This is a genomic window from Jujubicoccus corallicola, from assembly GCF_047345645.1.
Taxonomy (GTDB): domain Bacteria; phylum Pseudomonadota; class Alphaproteobacteria; order Rhodobacterales; family Rhodobacteraceae; genus JBLEFH01.
This window is the reverse complement of the sequence record NZ_JBLEFH010000009.1, coordinates 91,715-110,708: the sequence shown is the minus strand read 5'-3', so window position 1 is coordinate 110,708 and position 18,994 is coordinate 91,715. Positions and strand designations below refer to the sequence as shown.

The 18,994-nt window shown below is 61.2% G+C and carries 17 protein-coding genes; 13 read left to right on the top strand and 4 right to left on the bottom strand.

From position 1 onward, the window contains the following. Nucleotides 1-130: 130 nt before the first annotated feature. Nucleotides 131-607, top strand: a complete 477-nt coding sequence (gene copM, locus ACMA5I_RS13690) for a CopM family metallochaperone (RefSeq protein ID WP_525886837.1) — start codon at nucleotides 131-133, stop codon at nucleotides 605-607. Between the two features lie 15 nt (nucleotides 608-622). Here copM and ACMA5I_RS13685 read toward each other — a convergent pair whose 3' ends face one another. Beyond that, nucleotides 623-1,018, bottom strand: a complete 396-nt coding sequence (locus tag ACMA5I_RS13685; RefSeq protein ID WP_525886836.1) for a VOC family protein — start codon at nucleotides 1,016-1,018, stop codon at nucleotides 623-625. 150 nt (nucleotides 1,019-1,168) lie between these two features. Here ACMA5I_RS13685 and ACMA5I_RS13680 point away from each other — a divergent pair, with 150 nt between their 5' ends. After that, a complete protein-coding gene (locus ACMA5I_RS13680) occupies nucleotides 1,169-1,552 on the top strand; it encodes a hypothetical protein (RefSeq protein ID WP_525886835.1) in 384 nt (127 codons plus the stop codon). Between the two features lie 9 nt (nucleotides 1,553-1,561). On the opposite strand, the gene ACMA5I_RS13675 is transcribed toward ACMA5I_RS13680, so the two are convergent. Next, entirely contained in the window at nucleotides 1,562-2,617 is a 1,056-nt protein-coding gene (locus ACMA5I_RS13675; RefSeq protein ID WP_525886834.1) for a glycosyltransferase family 2 protein, read from the bottom strand. Between the two features lie 84 nt (nucleotides 2,618-2,701). On the opposite strand from ACMA5I_RS13675, the gene ACMA5I_RS13670 reads away from it, so the two are divergent. Next, nucleotides 2,702-3,607, top strand: a complete 906-nt coding sequence (locus ACMA5I_RS13670) for a hypothetical protein (protein ID WP_525886833.1) — start codon at nucleotides 2,702-2,704, stop codon at nucleotides 3,605-3,607. Between the two features lie 30 nt (nucleotides 3,608-3,637). Here the strand turns inward: ACMA5I_RS13670 and gyrA are convergent, their stop codons facing one another. Beyond that, nucleotides 3,638-6,436: a DNA gyrase subunit A gene (gene gyrA, locus ACMA5I_RS13665; protein WP_525886832.1), complete on the bottom strand. Its 2,799-nt coding sequence runs from the start codon at nucleotides 6,434-6,436 to the stop codon at nucleotides 3,638-3,640. A gap of 290 nt (nucleotides 6,437-6,726) precedes the next feature. Between gyrA and ACMA5I_RS13660 the strand changes: the two genes are divergently transcribed. From ACMA5I_RS13660 to ACMA5I_RS13630, 7 genes are all read left to right on the top strand, one after another. Continuing rightward, nucleotides 6,727-7,452 (top strand): dienelactone hydrolase family protein, encoded by a 726-nt coding sequence (locus tag ACMA5I_RS13660; protein ID WP_525886831.1) that lies wholly within the window; start codon nucleotides 6,727-6,729, stop codon nucleotides 7,450-7,452. 42 nt (nucleotides 7,453-7,494) lie between these two features. Beyond that, on the top strand, nucleotides 7,495-8,118 hold the full coding sequence (locus ACMA5I_RS13655) for a lysoplasmalogenase family protein (RefSeq protein WP_525886830.1): 624 nt from the start codon (nucleotides 7,495-7,497) through the stop codon (nucleotides 8,116-8,118). Nucleotides 8,119-8,196: 78 nt separating this feature from the next. After that, nucleotides 8,197-9,171, top strand: coding sequence for a DUF808 domain-containing protein (locus tag ACMA5I_RS13650; RefSeq protein ID WP_525886829.1), 975 nt, complete (start codon nucleotides 8,197-8,199; stop codon nucleotides 9,169-9,171). 481 nt (nucleotides 9,172-9,652) lie between these two features. Then, complete coding sequence (locus ACMA5I_RS13645; protein WP_525886828.1) at nucleotides 9,653-11,029, top strand: DUF1800 domain-containing protein; 1,377 nt, start codon at nucleotides 9,653-9,655, stop codon at nucleotides 11,027-11,029. Between the two features lie 10 nt (nucleotides 11,030-11,039). Continuing rightward, nucleotides 11,040-12,209: a DUF1501 domain-containing protein gene (locus tag ACMA5I_RS13640; protein ID WP_525886827.1), complete on the top strand. Its 1,170-nt coding sequence runs from the start codon at nucleotides 11,040-11,042 to the stop codon at nucleotides 12,207-12,209. A gap of 54 nt (nucleotides 12,210-12,263) precedes the next feature. Continuing rightward, a complete protein-coding gene (locus ACMA5I_RS13635) occupies nucleotides 12,264-13,214 on the top strand; it encodes a glycosyltransferase family protein (RefSeq protein ID WP_525886826.1) in 951 nt (316 codons plus the stop codon). Next, nucleotides 13,211-14,113, top strand: a complete 903-nt coding sequence (locus ACMA5I_RS13630) for a polysaccharide pyruvyl transferase family protein (RefSeq protein ID WP_525886825.1) — start codon at nucleotides 13,211-13,213, stop codon at nucleotides 14,111-14,113. Before ACMA5I_RS13635 ends, ACMA5I_RS13630 begins: the two co-directional genes overlap by 4 nt. Here the strand turns inward: ACMA5I_RS13630 and ACMA5I_RS13625 are convergent. Further along, nucleotides 14,110-15,441 carry an oligosaccharide flippase family protein gene (locus tag ACMA5I_RS13625; protein WP_525886824.1) on the bottom strand — a complete coding sequence of 444 codons (1,332 nt, stop codon included), beginning with the start codon at nucleotides 15,439-15,441 and terminating at the stop codon, nucleotides 14,110-14,112. The two genes, ACMA5I_RS13630 and ACMA5I_RS13625, sit on opposite strands and share 4 nt — an antisense overlap. A gap of 207 nt (nucleotides 15,442-15,648) precedes the next feature. Here ACMA5I_RS13625 and ACMA5I_RS13620 point away from each other — a divergent pair, with 207 nt between their 5' ends. The 3 genes from ACMA5I_RS13620 to ACMA5I_RS13610 are packed head-to-tail and all read left to right on the top strand — an operon-like array spanning nucleotide 15,649 to nucleotide 18,941. Continuing rightward, complete coding sequence (locus ACMA5I_RS13620) at nucleotides 15,649-16,560, top strand: D-amino acid aminotransferase (protein ID WP_525886823.1); 912 nt, start codon at nucleotides 15,649-15,651, stop codon at nucleotides 16,558-16,560. A gap of 4 nt (nucleotides 16,561-16,564) precedes the next feature. Continuing rightward, a complete protein-coding gene (locus tag ACMA5I_RS13615) occupies nucleotides 16,565-17,287 on the top strand; it encodes a sulfotransferase-like domain-containing protein (RefSeq protein WP_525886916.1) in 723 nt (240 codons plus the stop codon). 13 nt (nucleotides 17,288-17,300) lie between these two features. After that, nucleotides 17,301-18,941 carry a GMC family oxidoreductase gene (locus ACMA5I_RS13610; RefSeq protein ID WP_525886822.1) on the top strand — a complete coding sequence of 547 codons (1,641 nt, stop codon included), beginning with the start codon at nucleotides 17,301-17,303 and terminating at the stop codon, nucleotides 18,939-18,941. The last annotated feature ends 53 nt before the right edge of the window (nucleotides 18,942-18,994 follow it).

Sequence of the window (18,994 nt, the reverse complement as noted above, 5' to 3'; positions counted from 1 at the left end):
ATGTAAAGCGATTGCGGGGCGAAGGGAAGGGGCCGGACGGCCGGCGGCGTGCGTCACATAGGTTTTATTTTCGCTCCGCCGACAGACATGGCAGCGTGGCGCGGCAAATGTCTTTATAAAGGATAAAGCTATGTTCAAGCCCCTCGTCACCACCGCGATTGTCGCCCTTGCCGGGACCGCTTTTGCGCAAGAGTCAGGCAGCCAGAACGCCATGGAAGAGATGACCAGCGACATGCACAGCGCCATGGATGTGCCGCTGACGGGTGATCCCGATATCGACTTCATGCGCGGGATGATTCCCCACCATGTCGGCGCGGTTGATATGGCGCGTTATGTGCTTGAAAACGGGGATGATCCCGAGGTTCGCGCGCTGGCCGAAGATGTGATCGAAGCGCAGGAAGCCGAGATCGAGATGATGGAAAGCTGGCTGGCCGAAAACGATCCGGATTACGAGGCCGATATGGCCGCCTTTGAAGCCGAGAAGGGCGAGATGGATCACGATATGAGCGAGATGGACGGCATGGACCATGGCGACATGGAAGAGGGCGACCATGCAATGTCGGATGGCGAAAACGCTGATGACGGCGCCGAGGCGGAGAGCCAGTAAGATCTGGCGGCGGTCTCAGGTGTTGGTGAATTCCAAGAGATCCCAGCGATTGCCGTAAAGATCCTGAAACACAGCCACGCGGCCATAATCCTCGCTGCGTGGCTCCTCCTCGAAGGTGACACCCGCGGCCTGCATCCGCCGGTGCATCGCGTTAAAATCCTGCACATCGAGAAAATAGGCGACGCGCCCGCCCGCAGCCTTGCCGATAAAGGCTTTTTGCTCGTCTGTCGCCGCGCGCGCGATCAGAAAAGCCGTGTCCGCAGTGCGGGTCGGGGCCATGCGCACCCAACGTTTCCCCCCCCCCTGATCGGTGTCTTCCAGCAGAACGAATCCCAGGGCGCGGCGGAACCACGCGATGGCTTCGTCATAGTCGCGCGCAAGATAGGTGGTGAGGGCGAGTCGATTGGGCATAATGGTGAATAATGAACGGGTTATTTTGCTTTCGATCGGGCGGGGCCTGTGTAACATCGTTAAAAATCATGAACACTTATTAAGGTTAGCACTTTGCGTAACGTTACGGTAGCACATGACTACACAGTTCCGCCCGATCGGTTGTGGCGCATGGTTACGGATTATGGCGCGCTGGCCCGCTCGATGCGTGGCGTTGTCCATTTCGAGGGGTTTCCCGAGGGGCGACTCACCACCGGGCAGAAAATCGATCTGAAAATCTCCCTGCTCGGCGTGTTGCCGAAACAGGATTACCATATCGAAGTGCTGGAACGCAGCGACAGCCCGCGCATCATGCGCACCCTCGAATGGGGCGCGGGCGTGAAACGTTGGCAACATCTGATGACGGTAGACGAGATCCCCGGCGGCAGCCGCCTCACCGACAGCATCGACATCGGCGCGGGCCTCCTGACGCTCCCCTGCGTCTACTGGGCCCGCTACATGTATCACGCACGGCACAAACCCCGGCTGGACATGCTGGCGAGCGGGGCGTTTTGAGGAGCGGGCCTAGCTGGCCTTCCCTCTGTTTTTGTGATCGAGATTGGAATGCGTCGGGACGATTTTCGCAATCTCAAGCCTGCGCATGAAGAGTGGCCACACAAACGCCCGACCTTCACGTGCATAGGCTTTTAGCAGGTTTTTCTTATCATTTCCGGCGGCGCGCAGAGCGAGCAATGCGAGATAGGAGGTCTGGCGCCAGATCCAGCGCCGATATTCCGGGTGTTGCTTGCTTGTGTATTCGGCCATCGCCATCAAGCCGCTCATAATGTCGACTGCGGGGACGGGTTGGAAAAGAAACTGCGCTTGCCGATAAGGTTCGAGCTCCTCATAGACGTCGTCTGGAAAGACATCACGTTGAAAGGATTTGCAAATTTTCAACGACACTTCCCGCTGAGCGTGCAATTTCGCGCGTGAGGTTGCGGCCGGGTGACTGCGATATTTGACGAGATTGTCCGGAAGCGAGACGACTTTGCCAAGTTTGAGCGCGCGATTGACGAAGTCATGGTCCTGCGACATCGGAAATTCGGGGTTATACCGCAATTCCGTCCCGTCATGTGCGATGCGCCGGAAGAAAAAGGTCGGGTGGATCAGCGCGCATTGAAAAGGTTGGAGCCATGCGCATTGCACATCATCTCGTGTTCTTGTGCTGGCGCGGATCTTTTCACCATGCTCATCAATGGTCGTCACACTCGTGCCGCAGAGATATACGTCTGGATTGGCGTCCATGAATGCGATCTGCACCGCCAGCCGCTCCGGGTCCGAAATATCGTCTGCATCCATCCGTGCAATGTATTCGCCACGCGCATGGTCAAGCCCGTAGTTCAGAGCGCGGGTGATCCTGAGGTTGTCTTCGCTTCGCAGAACACGGATTCGCGAATCCTCTTTTTGAAACTGTTGCAGCATATTTGGCGTGTTGTCGCTGGAGGCATCATCGACCACCAGAATTTCAAAATCCTCGAAAGTTTGCGTCATCATTGAACGCATCGCCTCTTCCAGATAGGCCTCACCATTATGCACAGGCATGAGCACGGTGATCCGGGGCGATTTGAAGGTTTCTGACATGATATAGCTGCTCTGTGTTCGGTCTTTTCTGTCACCGAATCCTGTCTACAGTGTTAATACGCAAAGGAAAATGCGGAGGTAGCATTGAGCAATCAAAAAATTCGGAGCTGGACGATCCATATCGGCGCGCACAAGACAGCAACGACGCATTTTCAGGATACACTCGAGGCGATTCGTCCGCAGCTTGAACGGATGGAGATTGACTATTTGCCGCGACTCCATGCGCGCGGAGCGATACAGGAAATGCTCCGTCGCAAGAATTTTCGCACCTATATTCGCGGCCCTCTGATGGCGCGGCAAGTCAACGCGGTTCTCGCGCCGCTGGGAACGGGTGCGCCGCATATGGTGGTGTCCGACGAGAATATCATCGGTTTTTGCGAGTCCGCGATCGCGCATCGCCCTTGGCCAAAGCTGGAACGCACAGTCGGTGCGCTTGCAAGCCTGCGCCGCGACGCAGAGCTGTCGTTCGCGCTGTCTATTCGCAACTTCGCGGACGTCATCGCGGGCTGCTATGCGGAGTCGCTTCGCTACCACGATATCGCTCCCGAAGAATTTCAAAAATTTTGTGATGAAATGGAAGAGCACCCGTTGAGTTGGCGACCGGTGATTGAGCGGATTTCGAAGGTCATCGCTAATACGCCTTTGCGTGTCTGGCGTATCGAAGATTACAGCCGAGATCCGGGCGCAATTATTGCCGCCTTTCTGAACATCTCGCGCGATACGATCGAGATTCCAGCGCTTGCCGCGCCAAAGCGGACGAAGGCGCCATCTCGCGACGCTGTCAGAGAGGTCGAGGTGGCTTTTCACGACCCCGCTTATCAAGAGGGTTGGCGCGACTATGTGAATGCGGTTTTTGAGCAATCCCCTGCAAGCGAGACGAGCGCGAAGTTCGCCCCGTTCTCGGAGGCGCAACATGCTGCGCTCACGCAGCAATATCAGGACGATCTTCGTTGGATCGAAAAGAACTGTCCCGGCTATATTCGCCTATAAAATAAAAAACCGCCCCGGAGGGCGGTTTTTTTATTCTTCGCTGGGCGCGTCCGACGTTTCGATCCCCTCGGCCTCGCCGTCCTCATCACCGGGATCGGCGATCCAGGCGACGGAGACAACGTGTTCGTCTTTGCCGGTGTTGAACACTTTCACGCCGCCGGCGCCGCGGGAGCGGAAGGAGATGCCGGCGACGGGCACGCGGATCGACTGGCCGGCATCGGTGACGAGCATCACCTGATCGTCGAGGCTGACCGGGAAGGAGGCGACGAGATCGCCGCCGCGCATGGCCTTGTCCATCGCCTGCACGCCCTGGCCGCCGCGCCCGCGCACGGGGTAGTCGTGGGAGGAGGACAGCTTGCCGGTGCCGCCATTGGCGAGGGTCAGGATCAGATCCTCCGCGGCGGACATTTCGGCGTAGCGTTCCTGGCTGAGCGCAATATCGGCGACCGCATCCTCGTCGCTCTCGCTTTCCTCGCTGCTGCCTTCGACGGCGCGGCGCATCTTGAGATAGGCCTGCCGTTCCTCGCTCGTCGCATCGAAATGGCGGATGATCGACATGGAGACGACGCCGTCCTCCTTGCCAAGCTTGATCCCGCGCACACCGGTGGAGCTGCGGCCCTGGAAGAGGCGGATTTCCTCGGTCGAGAAACGGATCGCCTTGCCTTTGGCGGTGACCAGCATCACGTCATCCTCGGGCGAGCAGATGCGGGCGTTGATGAGGCTCATATCGTCCTCAAGCTTCATCGCGATCTTGCCGTTGCGCATGACATTGGTGAAGTCCGACAGCGCGTTTTTGCGCACCGTGCCGCGCGAGGTGGCGAACATGATATGCAGGTCGTTCCAATCCTCTTCGGGGCGGTCCACCGGCATGATCGCGGCGATGGAGACGCCCTGATCGATCGGCAGGATGTTCACGATCGCCTTGCCGCGCGCATTGCGCCCGCCGACCGGCAAACGCCATGTTTTCAGCTTATAGACCATCCCGTCGGTGGTGAAGAACAGGAGCGGCGTGTGGGTGTTGGCGACAAAGAGCGTCGTCACCACATCATCGTCCTTCATCGCCATCCCGCCGAGGCCTTTGCCGCCGCGTTTCTGCGCGCGGTAGTCTTCGAGCGGGGTGCGTTTGATGTAGCCGCCTTGGGTGATGGTCACGACCATTTCGGCAGGCTCGATGAGGTCCTCGTCCTCCATATCGCCCGCATAATCGACGATCTCGGAGCGGCGCGGCACGGCGAATTCCTCGCGCACCTCTTTGAGTTCATTGGAGATAATCTCCATGATCCGCTCACGCGACGACAGGATGGCGAGATATTCCTTGATCTTGCCTGCCAGCTCTTCGAGCTCGTCCGTCACCTCTTTCACCCCAAGCTGGGTGAGGCGCTGGAGGCGCAGCTCAAGAATGGCGCGGGCCTGCGTTTCCGAGAGGTTATAGGTGCCGTCATCGTTGATCGGATGGGTCGGATCGTCGATGAGGCGGATAAAGGGCGCGATCTCTTCGGCGGGCCAGGCGCGGGTCATCAGCTTCTCGCGCGCTTCGGCGGCGTCGGCGGAGGCGCGGATGGTTTGCACGACCTCATCAACATTCGAGACCGCCACGGCGAGGCCGCAGAGGATGTGGCTGCGGTCGCGCGCCTTGTTCAGCAGGAACGCCGTGCGGCGGGCCACCACCTCTTCGCGGAAGGCAACAAAGGCGGTGAGAAAGCCCCGGAGCGTCAATTGCTCGGGCCGCCCGCCATTCAGCGCCAGCATGTTGCAGCCGAACGAGGTCTGCATCGGGGTGAAGCGGTAAAGCTGGTTCAGCACCACATCGGGGGTCGCGTCGCGCTTCAGCTCGATCACCACGCGCACGCCGAACCGGTCCGACTCGTCCTGCACATGGGCGATGCCTTCGATGCGCTTGTCGCGGGCCATTTCGGCAATACGCTCGATCATGGTCGCCTTGTTGACCTGATAGGGGATCTCGCTGACGACAATCGCCTGACGGCCCGCGCGGATTTCCTCCACATCGGTTTTCGCCCGGATCACCACGGAGCCGCGCCCTTCGAGATAGGCCTTGCGCGCGCCGGAGCGGCCAAGGATCACGCCGCCCGTCGGGAAATCCGGGGCGGGGATATACTCCATCAGATCTTCGCTGGTCAGATCCGGGTTCTCGATGAGGGCCAGCGTGCCATCGACCACTTCGCCAAGGTTATGTGGCGGAATGTTCGTCGCCATCCCGACCGCGATCCCGCCCGCACCATTGACGAGCATATTGGGGAAGCGCGCCGGAAGCACCGTCGGCTCGCGGTCCTTGCCGTCGTAATTGTCCTGAAAATCAACAGTGTCGGATTCGATATCCGCCAGCAGCGCACCGGCGGGCTTGTCCATCCGCACTTCGGTGTAGCGCATCGCCGCCGCACCGTCGCCATCCATGGAGCCGAAATTGCCCTGACCGTCGAGGAGCGGCAGCGACATGGAGAAATCCTGCGCCATCCGCACCAGCGCGTCATAAATCGCCGAGTCGCCATGGGGGTGGTATTTGCCCATCACATCGCCCACGGGCCGCGCCGATTTGCGGTAGGCCTTGTCATGGGTGTTGCCGGTCTCGTGCATCGCGTAGAGGATGCGGCGGTGAACGGGCTTCAAACCGTCGCGCAGATCGGGGATCGCGCGGGAGACGATCACGCTCATCGCATAGTCGAGATAGGAGGATTTCATCTCCTCTTCGACGGTGATCTCCGGCCCGCTCGGCGGGGGCGGCGGCGCATCGCCAGCCTCGCCCGGACCATGGGGCGGCAGCGAATTTTCGGTCTCGGTCGGATTGTCGTTTTGCTCGGGCGTGTCGCTCACGAAATGGCCTCAATTATTACCTTCGGCGCACCTTATCCAAGGGGGGCGGCAGGTGCAATCAAAAGGGGCAGGAGGGGGGTGGGGCGGCCAAACGGGCGCGCCGCGCCGCTGTGTCACGATTGCGAGAAAATAACTTGTTTATAGCAACAACTCTGTCACCATGACCGTTAATGAAGAGCCTGGGCAAAGGGCCAAGGTATGAGACCAAGGGCGACAACAGCGTCGCCGGAACGCGCGGCGCGCGCGGCAATTGGGCCGACGCAGCGACCGCGAGACAAGGGAGAACCCAGATGAAATATCTGACTTTAGCCGCAAGCCTGATGGCCGGGACCGCGATGGCGGGGGAGGCCGTGACTTACAGCGCCGAAGGGCGTGATTTTGAAGGCTATATGGCCATGGCCGAGGACGCCAAGGGCACGGTGCTGATCGTCCATGACTGGGACGGTCTGACGCAATATGAAAAGGACCGCGCCGATATGCTGGCCGAGATGGGCTATAACGCCTTTGCGGTCGATCTTTACGGCGCGGGTGTGCGGCCGGACAGCGTTGAGGGCAACCGGGCTGAGACGGAGAAGCTCTATAATGACCGCGAGATGATGCGGGCGCTCACCCTTGCCGGGCTGGACGCCGCGAAGGAACAGGGCATGGGCGATGCGATCCTTGCGGGCTATTGCTTCGGCGGGGCGGTGGCGCTCGAAATGGCGCTGGCGCAGCCCGAGGGGATCGTTGGCTATGCCAGCTTCCATGGCAGTTTCGGGGATGCGGTGAATCAGGATTACGCCGGAGTCGATGTGCCGATGCGGATCTATCACGGCGGCGCGGATGAGGCGGTGCCGATGTCCGATCTCGCCGCGCTGGTCGAGGCGTTCGAGGCCTCCGGCACGCCTTACAAGGCCGAGGTGTATTACGGCGCGCCCCATGCCTTCTCCGTGATCGGGTCGGATCGCTATAACGAGGAAGCCGACAAGCGGAGCTGGGCCGATTTCGACGCCTTCCTTCAGGAAGAGTTTGGCTAACGTTTTCTTAATCTGTTACGGCCAAAGAGAAGGGGCGTAACGATGACAGAATTCTCGATGATGGTTGTGGCGGTCAGTTCTCTGGCCGCCCTTCTTTTTGGCCTCCGCTATGCGGTGGCCGGGCCGAGTGCGGCGAAAAGCATGGTGAAAACGGTCTCCACCGCCGGACTGGCGCTGGCGGGCGTCTTGGCGGATGCGCCGCCGCTGATCGTCGCGGGGCTGGCCTTCGGCGCGCTTGGCGATCTGGCGCTCTCGCGTCCGGGGGAGCGGGCGTTTCTGGCGGGCATGGCGGCCTTCGCCCTCGGCCACCTTTTCTATGCGGTTGAGATGATTAACCTCTCCCGCGGCGTCGCGATTGCGCCTGCTGCGGCGCTGCTCCTCCTCGCCGCCTCCACCGAGTTTTGGCTCGCGCCCCATACCGGCACAGTCCGCTGGCCCGTGCGCCTCTATGTCGCCGTCATCACCTTGATGGGCCTCGCCGCGCTGACCTTGCCGCTCGGGCCTATGCAAATCGGGGCGGCGCTCTTCATCCTCTCGGATCTCCTGCTCGCGCTTCATCTCTTTGTGATCACGGAAGGCGCAAGCCACCGCCGCCTCGCGCTGGCGCTCTGGCCCGCCTACTGGCTCGGGCAGGCGCTCATTCTGATCGGAGGCTTAACTGGTTAATACGACCACACGTCATTCGCTCTTTTTCCTGTGCCTCAAGATGGTTATTGTCGCCACAAATCTTAATGGAGCGGTGTAATGAGCGGACTTTTGGCTCTTCTCGATGATGTGGCGGCAATTTCCAAAGTGGCGGCGGCCTCGCTCGACGATGTGGCCGGGCAGGCGGCCAAGGCGGGCTCGAAAGCCATGGGCGCGGTGATCGACGATGCCGCCGTGACGCCGAAATATATGAAGGGCTTCGATGCGGCCCGCGAATTGCCGATTGTGTGGAAAATCGCGCGTGGCTCGATCTTCAACAAGCTGGTCATCCTGCTGCCGATCGCGCTCATTCTGGCGACCTTCGCGCCCTGGATGATCCCGCCGCTGCTGATGCTGGGCGGCGCCTATCTCTGTTTCGAAGGGGCCGAGAAGGTCGCGCATCTCTTTGTTTCCAAAGACAATCACGAGTCCGAAAAGCACATTCACCCCGAGGGGGACGGCGCGGCGCTCGAAGAAAAGCGCGTCGCCGGCGCGATCAAGACCGACTTCATCCTCTCCGCCGAGATCATGACCATCGCGCTCTCCGCGCTGCCCGATGATCTGCCGCTCTGGGAAGAGGCGCTGGTGCTGGCCGTGGTCGCGATTGGCATCACCATTCTCGTCTACGGCTCGGTCGCGATCATCGTGAAGGCCGATGATGTGGGCGTGCATCTGGCCGCGAAGGAAAGCGGTTTCCTCTCCAGTCTCGGTGAAGGCATTGTGAGGGTCATGCCGGGCTTCATGAACGCGCTGCTGGTGATCGGCACCGCGGCGATGATCTGGGTCGGCGGGCAAATCATCCTGCACGGCGCGCATCAGATGGGGATGCACGAGCCTTACGAGACCATCAAGCACCTCGCCGAGAATGCCGCCGCGGCTGTGCCCTCCGCGCCCGGCCTCGTCAACTGGCTCGTCACGGCCTTCTGCGACGGTGTGATCGGCCTGATTATCGGTCTGATCCTGATCCCGATTGTGGAAAAAATCCTCGTTCCACTCTATGGCGCGACCATCGGGCGGATGCGCGGCAACGCATAAAACCGCGTAAAAGCAAAAGTTTCCATAGCATTGAAAAACCCGGCCACACGCGCCGGGTTTTTTGTGGCCTGCCTTTGCTGCAAATGCTCACGATTTTAATTTTTTTATCAGTAAAGACACGCTGACGCAGCGACAATCCGCCGCTAAGGTGATTTTGGAAGCGTGGGGGTGCGCAGATCTGAGAAGACGCTGCGTGCATCTTGGTGTGGCCTGCTTCGAAAGTTGGGTGAGGGAACATTGTCGAGTTGATTGCGAAGCAATGTCCAGAAGCAGGCCACACCAAGATGCACATCTCATTTCGCCCGTCTGCGTGTCCTAAAACTTGGCCCTAACGTAAGCGTCATTCAAGTCACGCCATTGAGAATAGGCGGAGAATTGCCGTCGTTTGTTGCTGCGCTGCGGCATGGGCGTCGCCAAATTGTGACGTTTCAATCCCGGCGCGCTCCTGTAACCTCCGCCTGTGAGTTGGCAGGGGATATTTATGAGTGCGCCATCGTTTGAAACCGTCGCCGCAATCCGCTTCGGCTATGGCTTTGCGCCGGATCGGGGTGGAGCCACGCGGCCCGAGGACCTGCTTGCCGATCTCGCCGGCCCGGATGAGATGGCAGCGCGGTATCCGTCGGTGGATACGAAGCGGGCGCTGCGGATGTATCGGCGTGCGCAAGCGTTGAGCCAAGCGCGGCGAAAAAGCGGTGATGGTGCAGATCAGAAAGCCTATCGGCAAAAGGCGATCAACAATGCACGCCAGAGGCATCTTGCGTTGCGGACCGCGGTCGCCAGGATCGCGGCGGCACCCAATGGATTTCGCGAGCGTCTTGTAGCCTTCTGGATGGACCATTTCACAACACGTGTCAGTGGCGCGATACGTCAGCCATTTTTACCGGCTTTTATTGAAGACGCGATCCGCCCAAATATTTCCGGGTCCTTTCAGGCGCTGCTTCGCGCGGCCACCCTCCATCCGGCAATGTTGATCAGTCTGGATCAGGGAAGTTCGATCGGACCAAACTCGCCCGCCGGGGTGCGAGCGGATGGACGCGGTCTCAACGAAAACCTTGCTCGGGAGTTGATGGAACTTCACACGGTTGGCGTTGGCGGCAGCTACTCCCAGACGGATGTGCGCGAACTCGCCAAGCTGTTGACGGGGCTCATCGTCGATCCCAATGGAGAGCGCCAATTCGCACCGAACCGGGCTGAGCCGGGGTCCGAAACCGTGCTCGGGCAAAGCTATGGCGGCGGCGAGGCGGATCTGTCGCATATTCATGCGGTTCTCGATGATCTCGCCATTCATCCTGAAACCGCCCAACATTTGGCGCGCAAACTTGCTGTGCATTTCATATCAGATACGCCGCCTGAGGATTTGGTCAGCGCACTTGCCGCGCGTTTCACGGAGACGGGTGGGGATCTCATGCAGGTCTATCACGTTCTGCTGACCCATCCCGCTGCGACCGAGACATTCGGCGAGAAAGTCAAACAACCGTTTGATTTCGTGGCCTCTTCTTGTCGAGCCTTGGGGATGAGTGCCGATGCGCTCAATGCTCTGTCTTTTAACGACGTCAACCGACGCCTCTTCATCCCGGTTCGCAAAATGGGTCAACCGTGGCTCAATCCCGCGGGCCCCGATGGCTGGCCCGAAGAGGCCGATTACTGGACCGCGCCGCAGCTTCTCTCGGAGCGGATCACGTGGTCGATGCAGATGCCGCGCATCATGTTCGACCAATTGCCCGACCCGCGCGCCTTTGTCGAAACCGCCCTTGGCGAGCTGGCCAGCCCGACGCTGACCTTTGCCGCGCGCGGCGCGGAGACCCGCCGGGACGGGGTCGGCGTCATCCTCTCCTCACCACAATTCAACCGCCGCTAGGGAGCGTAACATGCTGACACGACGGTCATTTCTGGGACAGGCGGCCCTCTCTGCCTGCTCGCTCGCCGCGATGCCGCTGATCACGCCGATCACGCTAGCGGCGACGCCGGGCGAGAAGCGCTTCGTCACCATCATTCTGCGCGGCGCGATGGACGGGCTCGACGTGGTGCGCCCCTATGGCGACCCGCTGCTGGCCCAATACCGCCCCAAAATCCTCGGCGCTGAAGCGGGCGCGACTGATCTCGATGGGTTTTACGCCCTTCATCCCGCGCTGAAAGATCTGCGCCCGCTCTGGGACGCCAAGGACCTCAGCTTTGCCCATGCGGTGTCCACGCCTTATCGCGACAAGCGCAGCCATTTCGACGGGCAGGATCTTCTGGAAGCGGGCACCGGGATGGACGCGCCGCGCGAGATGGCGCGCAGCGGCTGGCTCAACCGTCTCATCCAGACCATGCCCGATGCGACCGCCGCGACCGGCTACAGCGTCGGGACCGACCAGATGCCCATCATGGCGGGCGATGCCAAGCTGCTGAGTTGGTCGCCGCAAACCCGGCTCGTGATGTCGCCGCAGGCCGAGTTGCTGCTGAACGCCGTCTATGAAGAGGACCCGCTCTTTCACAGCGCCGCCGAACAGGCCTTCGCGATCAGCAAGGGCGAGGCGGCCAATAGCGAGAGCGAGGCCAAGGGTGTCGCCGCCCGGATCGCGGAATTCGCGGGCCAGCGGCTCAATGAGGACACGCGGATCGCCGCCTTTTCTCTGAACGGTTGGGACACGCACCGGGCGCAATCGGGCGGGATCAAACGCGCTCTTGCCGGTTTGTCCTCGGCGATTCTGACGCTGAAACAGACGCTTGGCCCGAATTGGGAGAATACCGCCGTGATGGCGATGACCGAGTTTGGCCGCACCGCGCGGGAAAACGGCTCGGGCGGCACCGATCACGGGACCGGCGGCGCGCTCGTCATGGCGGGCGGCGCGATCCGGGGCGGACAGGTCTTCGGCGACTGGCCGGGCCTTGCCGACAGCGATCTTTTCGCGGGCCGCGACCTCATGCCGACCGCCGATGTCCGCGCCTATGCCGGCTCCGCGCTCCACGCGCTTTACGGCGTGACGGTGGAGGATTTGGAAACCAAAATCTTCCCCGGCCTCGACGCATCAACCCTGCCGAATGTGATCGGTTGATTGCAGGCCCGCGCCCGTCCATAGTCGGGCTTTTACACGGTGTGGCGAGACAGTATGGCGCGGTTTGATGTTGTCAGCATGATGCGGGAAGATCCTGAGATCATTGCGCATTTCATCGCCTATTATCGGGGGCAAGGGGCGGCGAAGATCCATCTGTTCTTTGATGCGGAGACGGTGCCGGACGCCGTCGCTGCGCTTGCCGAGGGAAATGTGACGGTCCGGGCTTGCGATGCGGCGTTCTGGGCGTCGCTCGATATGCCGCGCCCCGAAGCGGTGGAGCCGCGTCAGATTGCGGTGTTTCAGCATGTGTTCCGAGGTCTTGAAGCAGATTGGGTTTTGCCCTGCGATGCGGACGAATTTCTGAACGGCCCCAAGCCGTTGGTCGAGATTTTTGACGCGGTGCCGAGGGAGGTGGACGCAGTTCTCTTCCCGCCTATCGAAGCCGTCTGGGGGCCGGGCGAGGGCATCGACACACCTTTCGGCTCACACTGGTTCCGCGTTCTCCGCCCCGAAAGCGCGGACAGCCGCTGGCGCAAGGCGCTTCGCGCGCTGCGCCTTTACGGTCCCGCCGGGTTGATGATGCGGCGTGGGTTTGTGGGCCACACCAGCGGCAAATTCATTCTGCGGCGCGGTGCGGTGTTCGACGAGTTTCGCCTTCACACCGTGCGGCGGGACGGAAAGCCGATCACAACATCCGCCGAAGACCTCGGAGCGCCGCTTTCCCAGACCTATCTCGCCCATTTCGACGCCATCAGTTTCGACCGCTGGGTCAAGAAATTCCGCGTCCCGGCATTGGAGACGCCGAGAGCGCTCCTGTCCCGCCGCTCGCGGCAAAGACGCTGGCAATTCGCGCAATTCCGGCGGGCTTATAAGGCGGGTTCAGAAGCGCTGCGGCGCTTGTTTCGCGGGCTTTACACGCTGGATGAGAAGCAGATCGAAACGCTGCGAAGCAAGGGCCTGCTGATCTCGCGAGATATTTTCGGCGAGGGGGATCGCCAAGAATGAAACTGCATTATTTCAAAAGCGACCCGACCAATTTTGGGGACGAGTTGAACGCCTGGATGTGGCCGAAACTGCTGCCGGAAGCGTTTCTCGACGAGGATGGCGAGACGCTGTTTCTCGGCATCGGCTCGATCCTCTCGAACGCTCTGCCACCCGCGCGGCGCTACATTATCGCGGGGTCCGGCTATGGCGGGTATCGCCCTCCGCCGACGATGGATGAAGGGCAGTGGGAGACGCTGTTTCTACGCGGTCCGCAGACCGCCGCCGCACTCGGTCTGCCCGCCGATCTTGCGATCACCGACGGGGCTATTCTGGTGCATGGCCTGCGGGATCAGATCCCGGCGCCGGCAACCCCCGGCGGGATCGGTGTCATGCCGCATTATGCTTCCCTTTACCGGGCCGACTGGGAAGCCATCTGCGCGCGCGCGGGTCTCATTTTCGTCGATCCACGCCACACGCCTGAAGAAATTCTCAGCCAGATTAGCGGGTTGGATTTGCTTCTCAGCGAAGCGATGCACGGCGTGATCCTCGCCGATATCCTGCGAACGCCTTGGCGTGCGCTGCGCCCGCTTTTGGTCGATCATCGCGGCAAATGGGAGGATTGGGCGGCATCGCTCGGTGTGGATATCGACTGGGCCGACCCGCGCCCCGGCTCTGTGCATGAGGCGATCACCCATTACGGCAAACGGCGGCTTTTGGGGCGGCAATCGGTTCGGCTCCTGCAATCTCCGCCCGCGCGGTGGCTTTCTGTCCCTTTCGAGCGCACAGCCGCGACACGTCTTTCGAAGATTGCCGGGGAGGGCGGTGGTCAGCTAAGTGATCCTGAGCGATTAGAAACCGCCGCAGCGAAGGCGCAAGCGGCGCTAGACGCGTTCATCACCCGCGAAACCGCGTCCGCCTAACGCGCCGCCCGCCGCGCCAGCCATTGCCGCCCGAGTTTCAAAGTCGCGAGTGGCGTTGGATCGAGGCCAACCCGCCGCCACGCCAGCACGGTCATGATGATGTTGATAACCGTCATGGAAATCGTCGTCGCAATGGCCGCACCATTCAGACCGAGCCAGCTAATGAGGATGTAGTTGAGGACGATATTCATCACGATGGCGAGGAATTGGAGGTAAAGAATGTCGCGCTCGTAGCGGTAGATCATGAGGATAACCCCACCTGCACCTGTGACGATATTTACGAACTGGCCAATCAGAAGATAGCGGAGCGTCGCCGTCCCTGCGGTGAATTCTTGGCTGAAAATGGCCAGAATGCTTTCGCCCCAAAACCCGATAATGCCCCAGAGCGGCAAGCCGAAGAGTGCCGACATCCCGGCTGTCATGGCCAAGAGGCGCTGCGCTTCCGGCTGATTGTCCTGTGCCGCCGCCCGCGCCAGCATCGGGCGCAGGACGCTCACCGCGATCAGCGCGCCCAAGGTGCCGAGGCTCGCGGCCCGGAAGGCGGCTTTGTAGAGCCCGACCTCGTAATCCGTCATCATATTGGCGAGCATGATGATGTCGATCTGGCTGCTCAAATTCTGGCTGAACAGTTGCAGGGCAATCGGGAGCGAGGAGAAGAGCCAGATCCGCGTCTCGAACACCGGCTTGTCGAAGCGCTCGAAACGGGCGCGAAGATCGCGGTAGGCGATGCGCAGCATGCTCAGGATCATCGGCAGGGTCAGAACCGCGTAGAGAATAAAGAGAGTGCGCGGCGTAAAGTCGAAGCCGAAGAGATACAGCACATAGATCGCGATCATATAGCTGAAGGCGCGCGGCAGGGTGGAGATCCATTGCGCGGTGTTGATCCGCTGCATGCCACTCAGAAGCTCCGACAGCATATTCGTCAGCGCTTGCGTCAGGATCACCGCCAGCACCAGCGCCCAACCGGGCGCGAGCGCCATGCGCCCGCTGACCTCGCCAAAATAAAGACCGGTGCCGAGGATCAGCGCCGTCAGCACCATGGTCGCGAGCATCACCGTGATATAGCCGCGGAGCCGTCCGCTGTCGCCGCGGGTATAAAAAGCCGCAAACTCCCGCACGGAAATCGCGCTGAGCCCGAGCGTGCAGAACGCCACGAACAGGGTCACGATGGTCATCGCATAGCTATACGCGCCGAAATCCGCGACGCCCAGAATACGGGCGATCAGGATGGAGGTCAGGAGCTGCGTTGCCAGGCCGCTGAAGCGGATCGGGATGAAGATCAGCGCCTTCTTCACGATATCTGGCAGTCTGTCGAAAAGCGCGCGCATGGTCCCTGTTATCCCTGATCGCACCTTAAGGCGCGGTTGATTGAGCGCTTCTATCCGATTGAGGGAATGGCGCAAGGGCGCGGATGCGCCCAAGTGTCGCGCCGCCACTTTTCATCAACGTTTTTGGCTTATTTTCAAGGGTTTCATGAGTTTTTACCTTTCCGTGAACTGTCAGTCGCGTTAGGCTCCCGCTCAGGGAGATGACATTTGACACAAGACAACCACCGTTCGACGCATGATGCGGCGCATGATGCGCGCAATGACGATCTGAAAATCTGGCTGAATGGAGACCTGGTTCCGAAGGCGGAGGCCAAGGTCTCGGTCTACGATTCCGGCTTCATGATGGGCGACGGGATCTGGGAGGGGCTGCGGCTCTATCAGGGCGACTTTGCCTTTCTCGATCAGCATATTGCGCGGCTTTTCGAGGGCGCGAAGGTGCTCGATCTCGACATCGGCATGACACCGGAGGCGCTGAAAGCGGCGCTTTTTGAGACCGCCGAGGCGAATGGGATGACAACCGACGCCCATGCCCGCCTCATGGTCACGCGCGGGCCGAAAACCCATCCGTTTCAGGATCCGCGCCTGTCGCAATCGGGGCCGACGATCTGCATCATCATGGAACATTCCGTGCCCGTGGACCGGATGGCGCAGGGTATTCGCCTCGCCACCGTGCCGAATGTGCGCGGCATGCCGATGGCGCAGGATGCGAAACTGAATTCGCATTCCAAACTCAACTGCATCCTCGCCTGTATCGCCGCGCAAAAGGCGGGGGCGGATGAGGCGCTGATGCTGGACCCGCAGGGCTTTGTCTCGACCACCAATGGCTGCAATTTCTTCATCGTGAAACATGGCGAGGTTTGGACGTCGAATGGTGATTATTGCATGAACGGGATCACCCGCCAGGCGGTGATCGACATTTGCCGCGAGAACGGCATTCCGGTGCATGAGCGCAATTTCTCGCTGGTCGAGACTTATAGCGCGGATGAGGCGTTTCTGACCGGGACCTTCGGCGCGCAGACCCCGGTGAGCGAGATTGACGGGCGGCAGATTGGCGACGGCACGGCCGGGCCGATGACCCGCAAAATCAGGGATTTATACAAGGAGAAGGTTCATGGCTGACACAATTCGCATCGCAATGTGGTCCGGCCCGCGCAACCTCTCTACCGCCATGATGCGCAGTTTCGGCGCGCGCGGCGATACGGCGGTGATCGACGAACCGTTTTATGCCCATTACCTCGCCAAAACCGGGTTCGACCATCCGATGCGCGAGGAGATTTTGCAAAGCCAGCCGCAGGATTGGCAGGTTGTTGCCGGGGAGCTCGCGCATGGTCTCGTGAGCCAGCCGATCCAGTATCAAAAGCACATGGCGCAGCATATGCTGGACGATATGAGCACGGCATGGATGCGCGGCGTGAAAAATGTGTTCCTGATCCGCGAGCCGGAGCGCGTGGTCGCGAGTTTTTCGGACAAGCGCGGGCTGCCGGATCGCTGGGAGCTTGGCTTTGACCGGCAACTGTCGCTCTTTGAGGAAATGGCGAGCCGTTCGGGCGATGCGCCGCTGGTGATCGACAGCGCGGACATTCGCGAGGACCCGCATATGACCCTCCGCGCGCTTTGCGAGGCGCTGGAAATTCCGTTTTCCGACAAGATGCTGCGGTGGAAGGAAGGGCCGATGCCGGAGGACGGAATCTGGGGCAAGGTCTGGTATGGCTCGGTCAACGCGTCCACGGGATTTGCCGGTGCGGAAGGGCCGTTGCCGGAACTGAGCGGGGAATTGGCCAAGCTGGCCGAGGCGCTGCGCCCGGCTTACGAGACCTTGGCGGCGCATAAGCTGAAGGCGGCATAAAGGGGGAGGCGACATGGCGGAGCGCTATGATTTCATCATCATCGGGGCCGGGAGCGCCGGATGTGTGCTCGCCAATCGCCTCTCCGCCGACCCCGCCAACCGCGTGCTACTCATCGAGGCGGGCGGTCGCGACAATTACCACTGGATTCACATCCCGGTCGGCTATCTCTACTGCATCGGCAACCCGCGGACGGACTGGCTCTACAACACCGCACCGGCGGAGGGCCTGAACGGGCGGAGCCTGAAATTCCCGCGCGGCAAGGTTCTGGGCGGCTGTTCCTCGATCAACGGCATGATCTATATGCGCGGTCAGGCGCGGGATTATGACGGCTGGGCGGAGGAGACGGGCGCGACGGAATGGGGCTGGGAGGAGACGCTGCCCGATTTCAAGGTGCATGAAAACCACTACCGGCTCGACGACGGCGATCCGGCTTCGGGCAATACGCGGTTTTCCGATATGCACGGGACGGGCGGAGAGCTAAGGGTCGAGAAACAGCGGCTCAAATGGGAAATTCTGGACGCGTTTGCCGAAGCCGCCGTGGAGGCCGGGGTGCCGCGCAGCGAGGATTTCAACGCGGGCGACAATCTCGGCGTCGGCTATTTCGAGGTGACGCAAAAGGGCGGCTGGCGCTGGAGCGCGGCGCGGGCGTTTTTGAACCCGGTGAAGGGGCGCGAGAACCTGACGGTGATGACCGGCGCGCATGTGGAGCGTTTGGTGATTGATGACGCCAAGCGCTGCAACGGGGTCCGGCTCCGGCGCGGCGGTGAGGGGGTCGAGATCAGCGCGGAGCGCGAAGTCATCCTCTCCGCCGGCGCGATCGGGACGCCGCAGATTTTGCAGCTTTCGGGCATCGGGCCGGGGGCGCTTTTGCAAAAGCACGGGGTGGAGGTTCGCCATGATCTGCCGGGGGTCGGCCAGAACCTGATGGACCATTTGCAACTGCGCACGATCTTCAAGGTCGAGAATGTGCCGACGCTCAATATGCGGGCGCGGAGCCTTTGGGGGAAAGCGAAGATCGGGCTGGAATATGCGCTGACGCGCTCCGGGCCGATGAGCATGGCGCCGAGCCAGTTGGCCGTGTTCTTGCGCTCCAGCGCGGCGCAGCCCCATGCGAATATCGAGTTTCATGTTCAGCCGCTCAGTCTCGACAGTTTCGGGGGCGATCTGCATGACTTCCCGGCCTTTACGGCGAGCGCGGTGCCGCTCAACCCGACGAGCCGGGGGAGCGTCGAGATTGCTGGCAATGACCCGATGGCCGCGCCGGTGATCCAGCCGAATTATCTTGCGACGGATGCGGATAAACAGGTGGCGGCGGATGCGATCCGCCGGGCGCGGGAGATTGCCGCGCAGCCCGCGCTGGCGAAATACCGGCCCGAGGAGTTCAAACCGGGAGCCGAGTTGCAAAGCGATGAAGAGCTTGCGAAAGCGGCGGGAGAGATCGGCACGACGATTTTCCACCCGGTTGGCACGGCGAAGATGGGGCGCGACGATGACCCGATGGCGGTGGTCGATCCGCATCTGCGGCTGCGCGGGATTGAGGGGCTGCGGGTGGTCGATGCGAGCGTGATGCCGAAGATCACCAGCGGCAACACCAATGCGCCGACCATGATGATCGCCGAGAAAGCCGCGCGCTGGATTTTGGCCGGGGTGTGAAGCCGCGGGCAGGGGTCCCAATGGGACCGCCTTGCCCGCGGCTCATGCCGGTT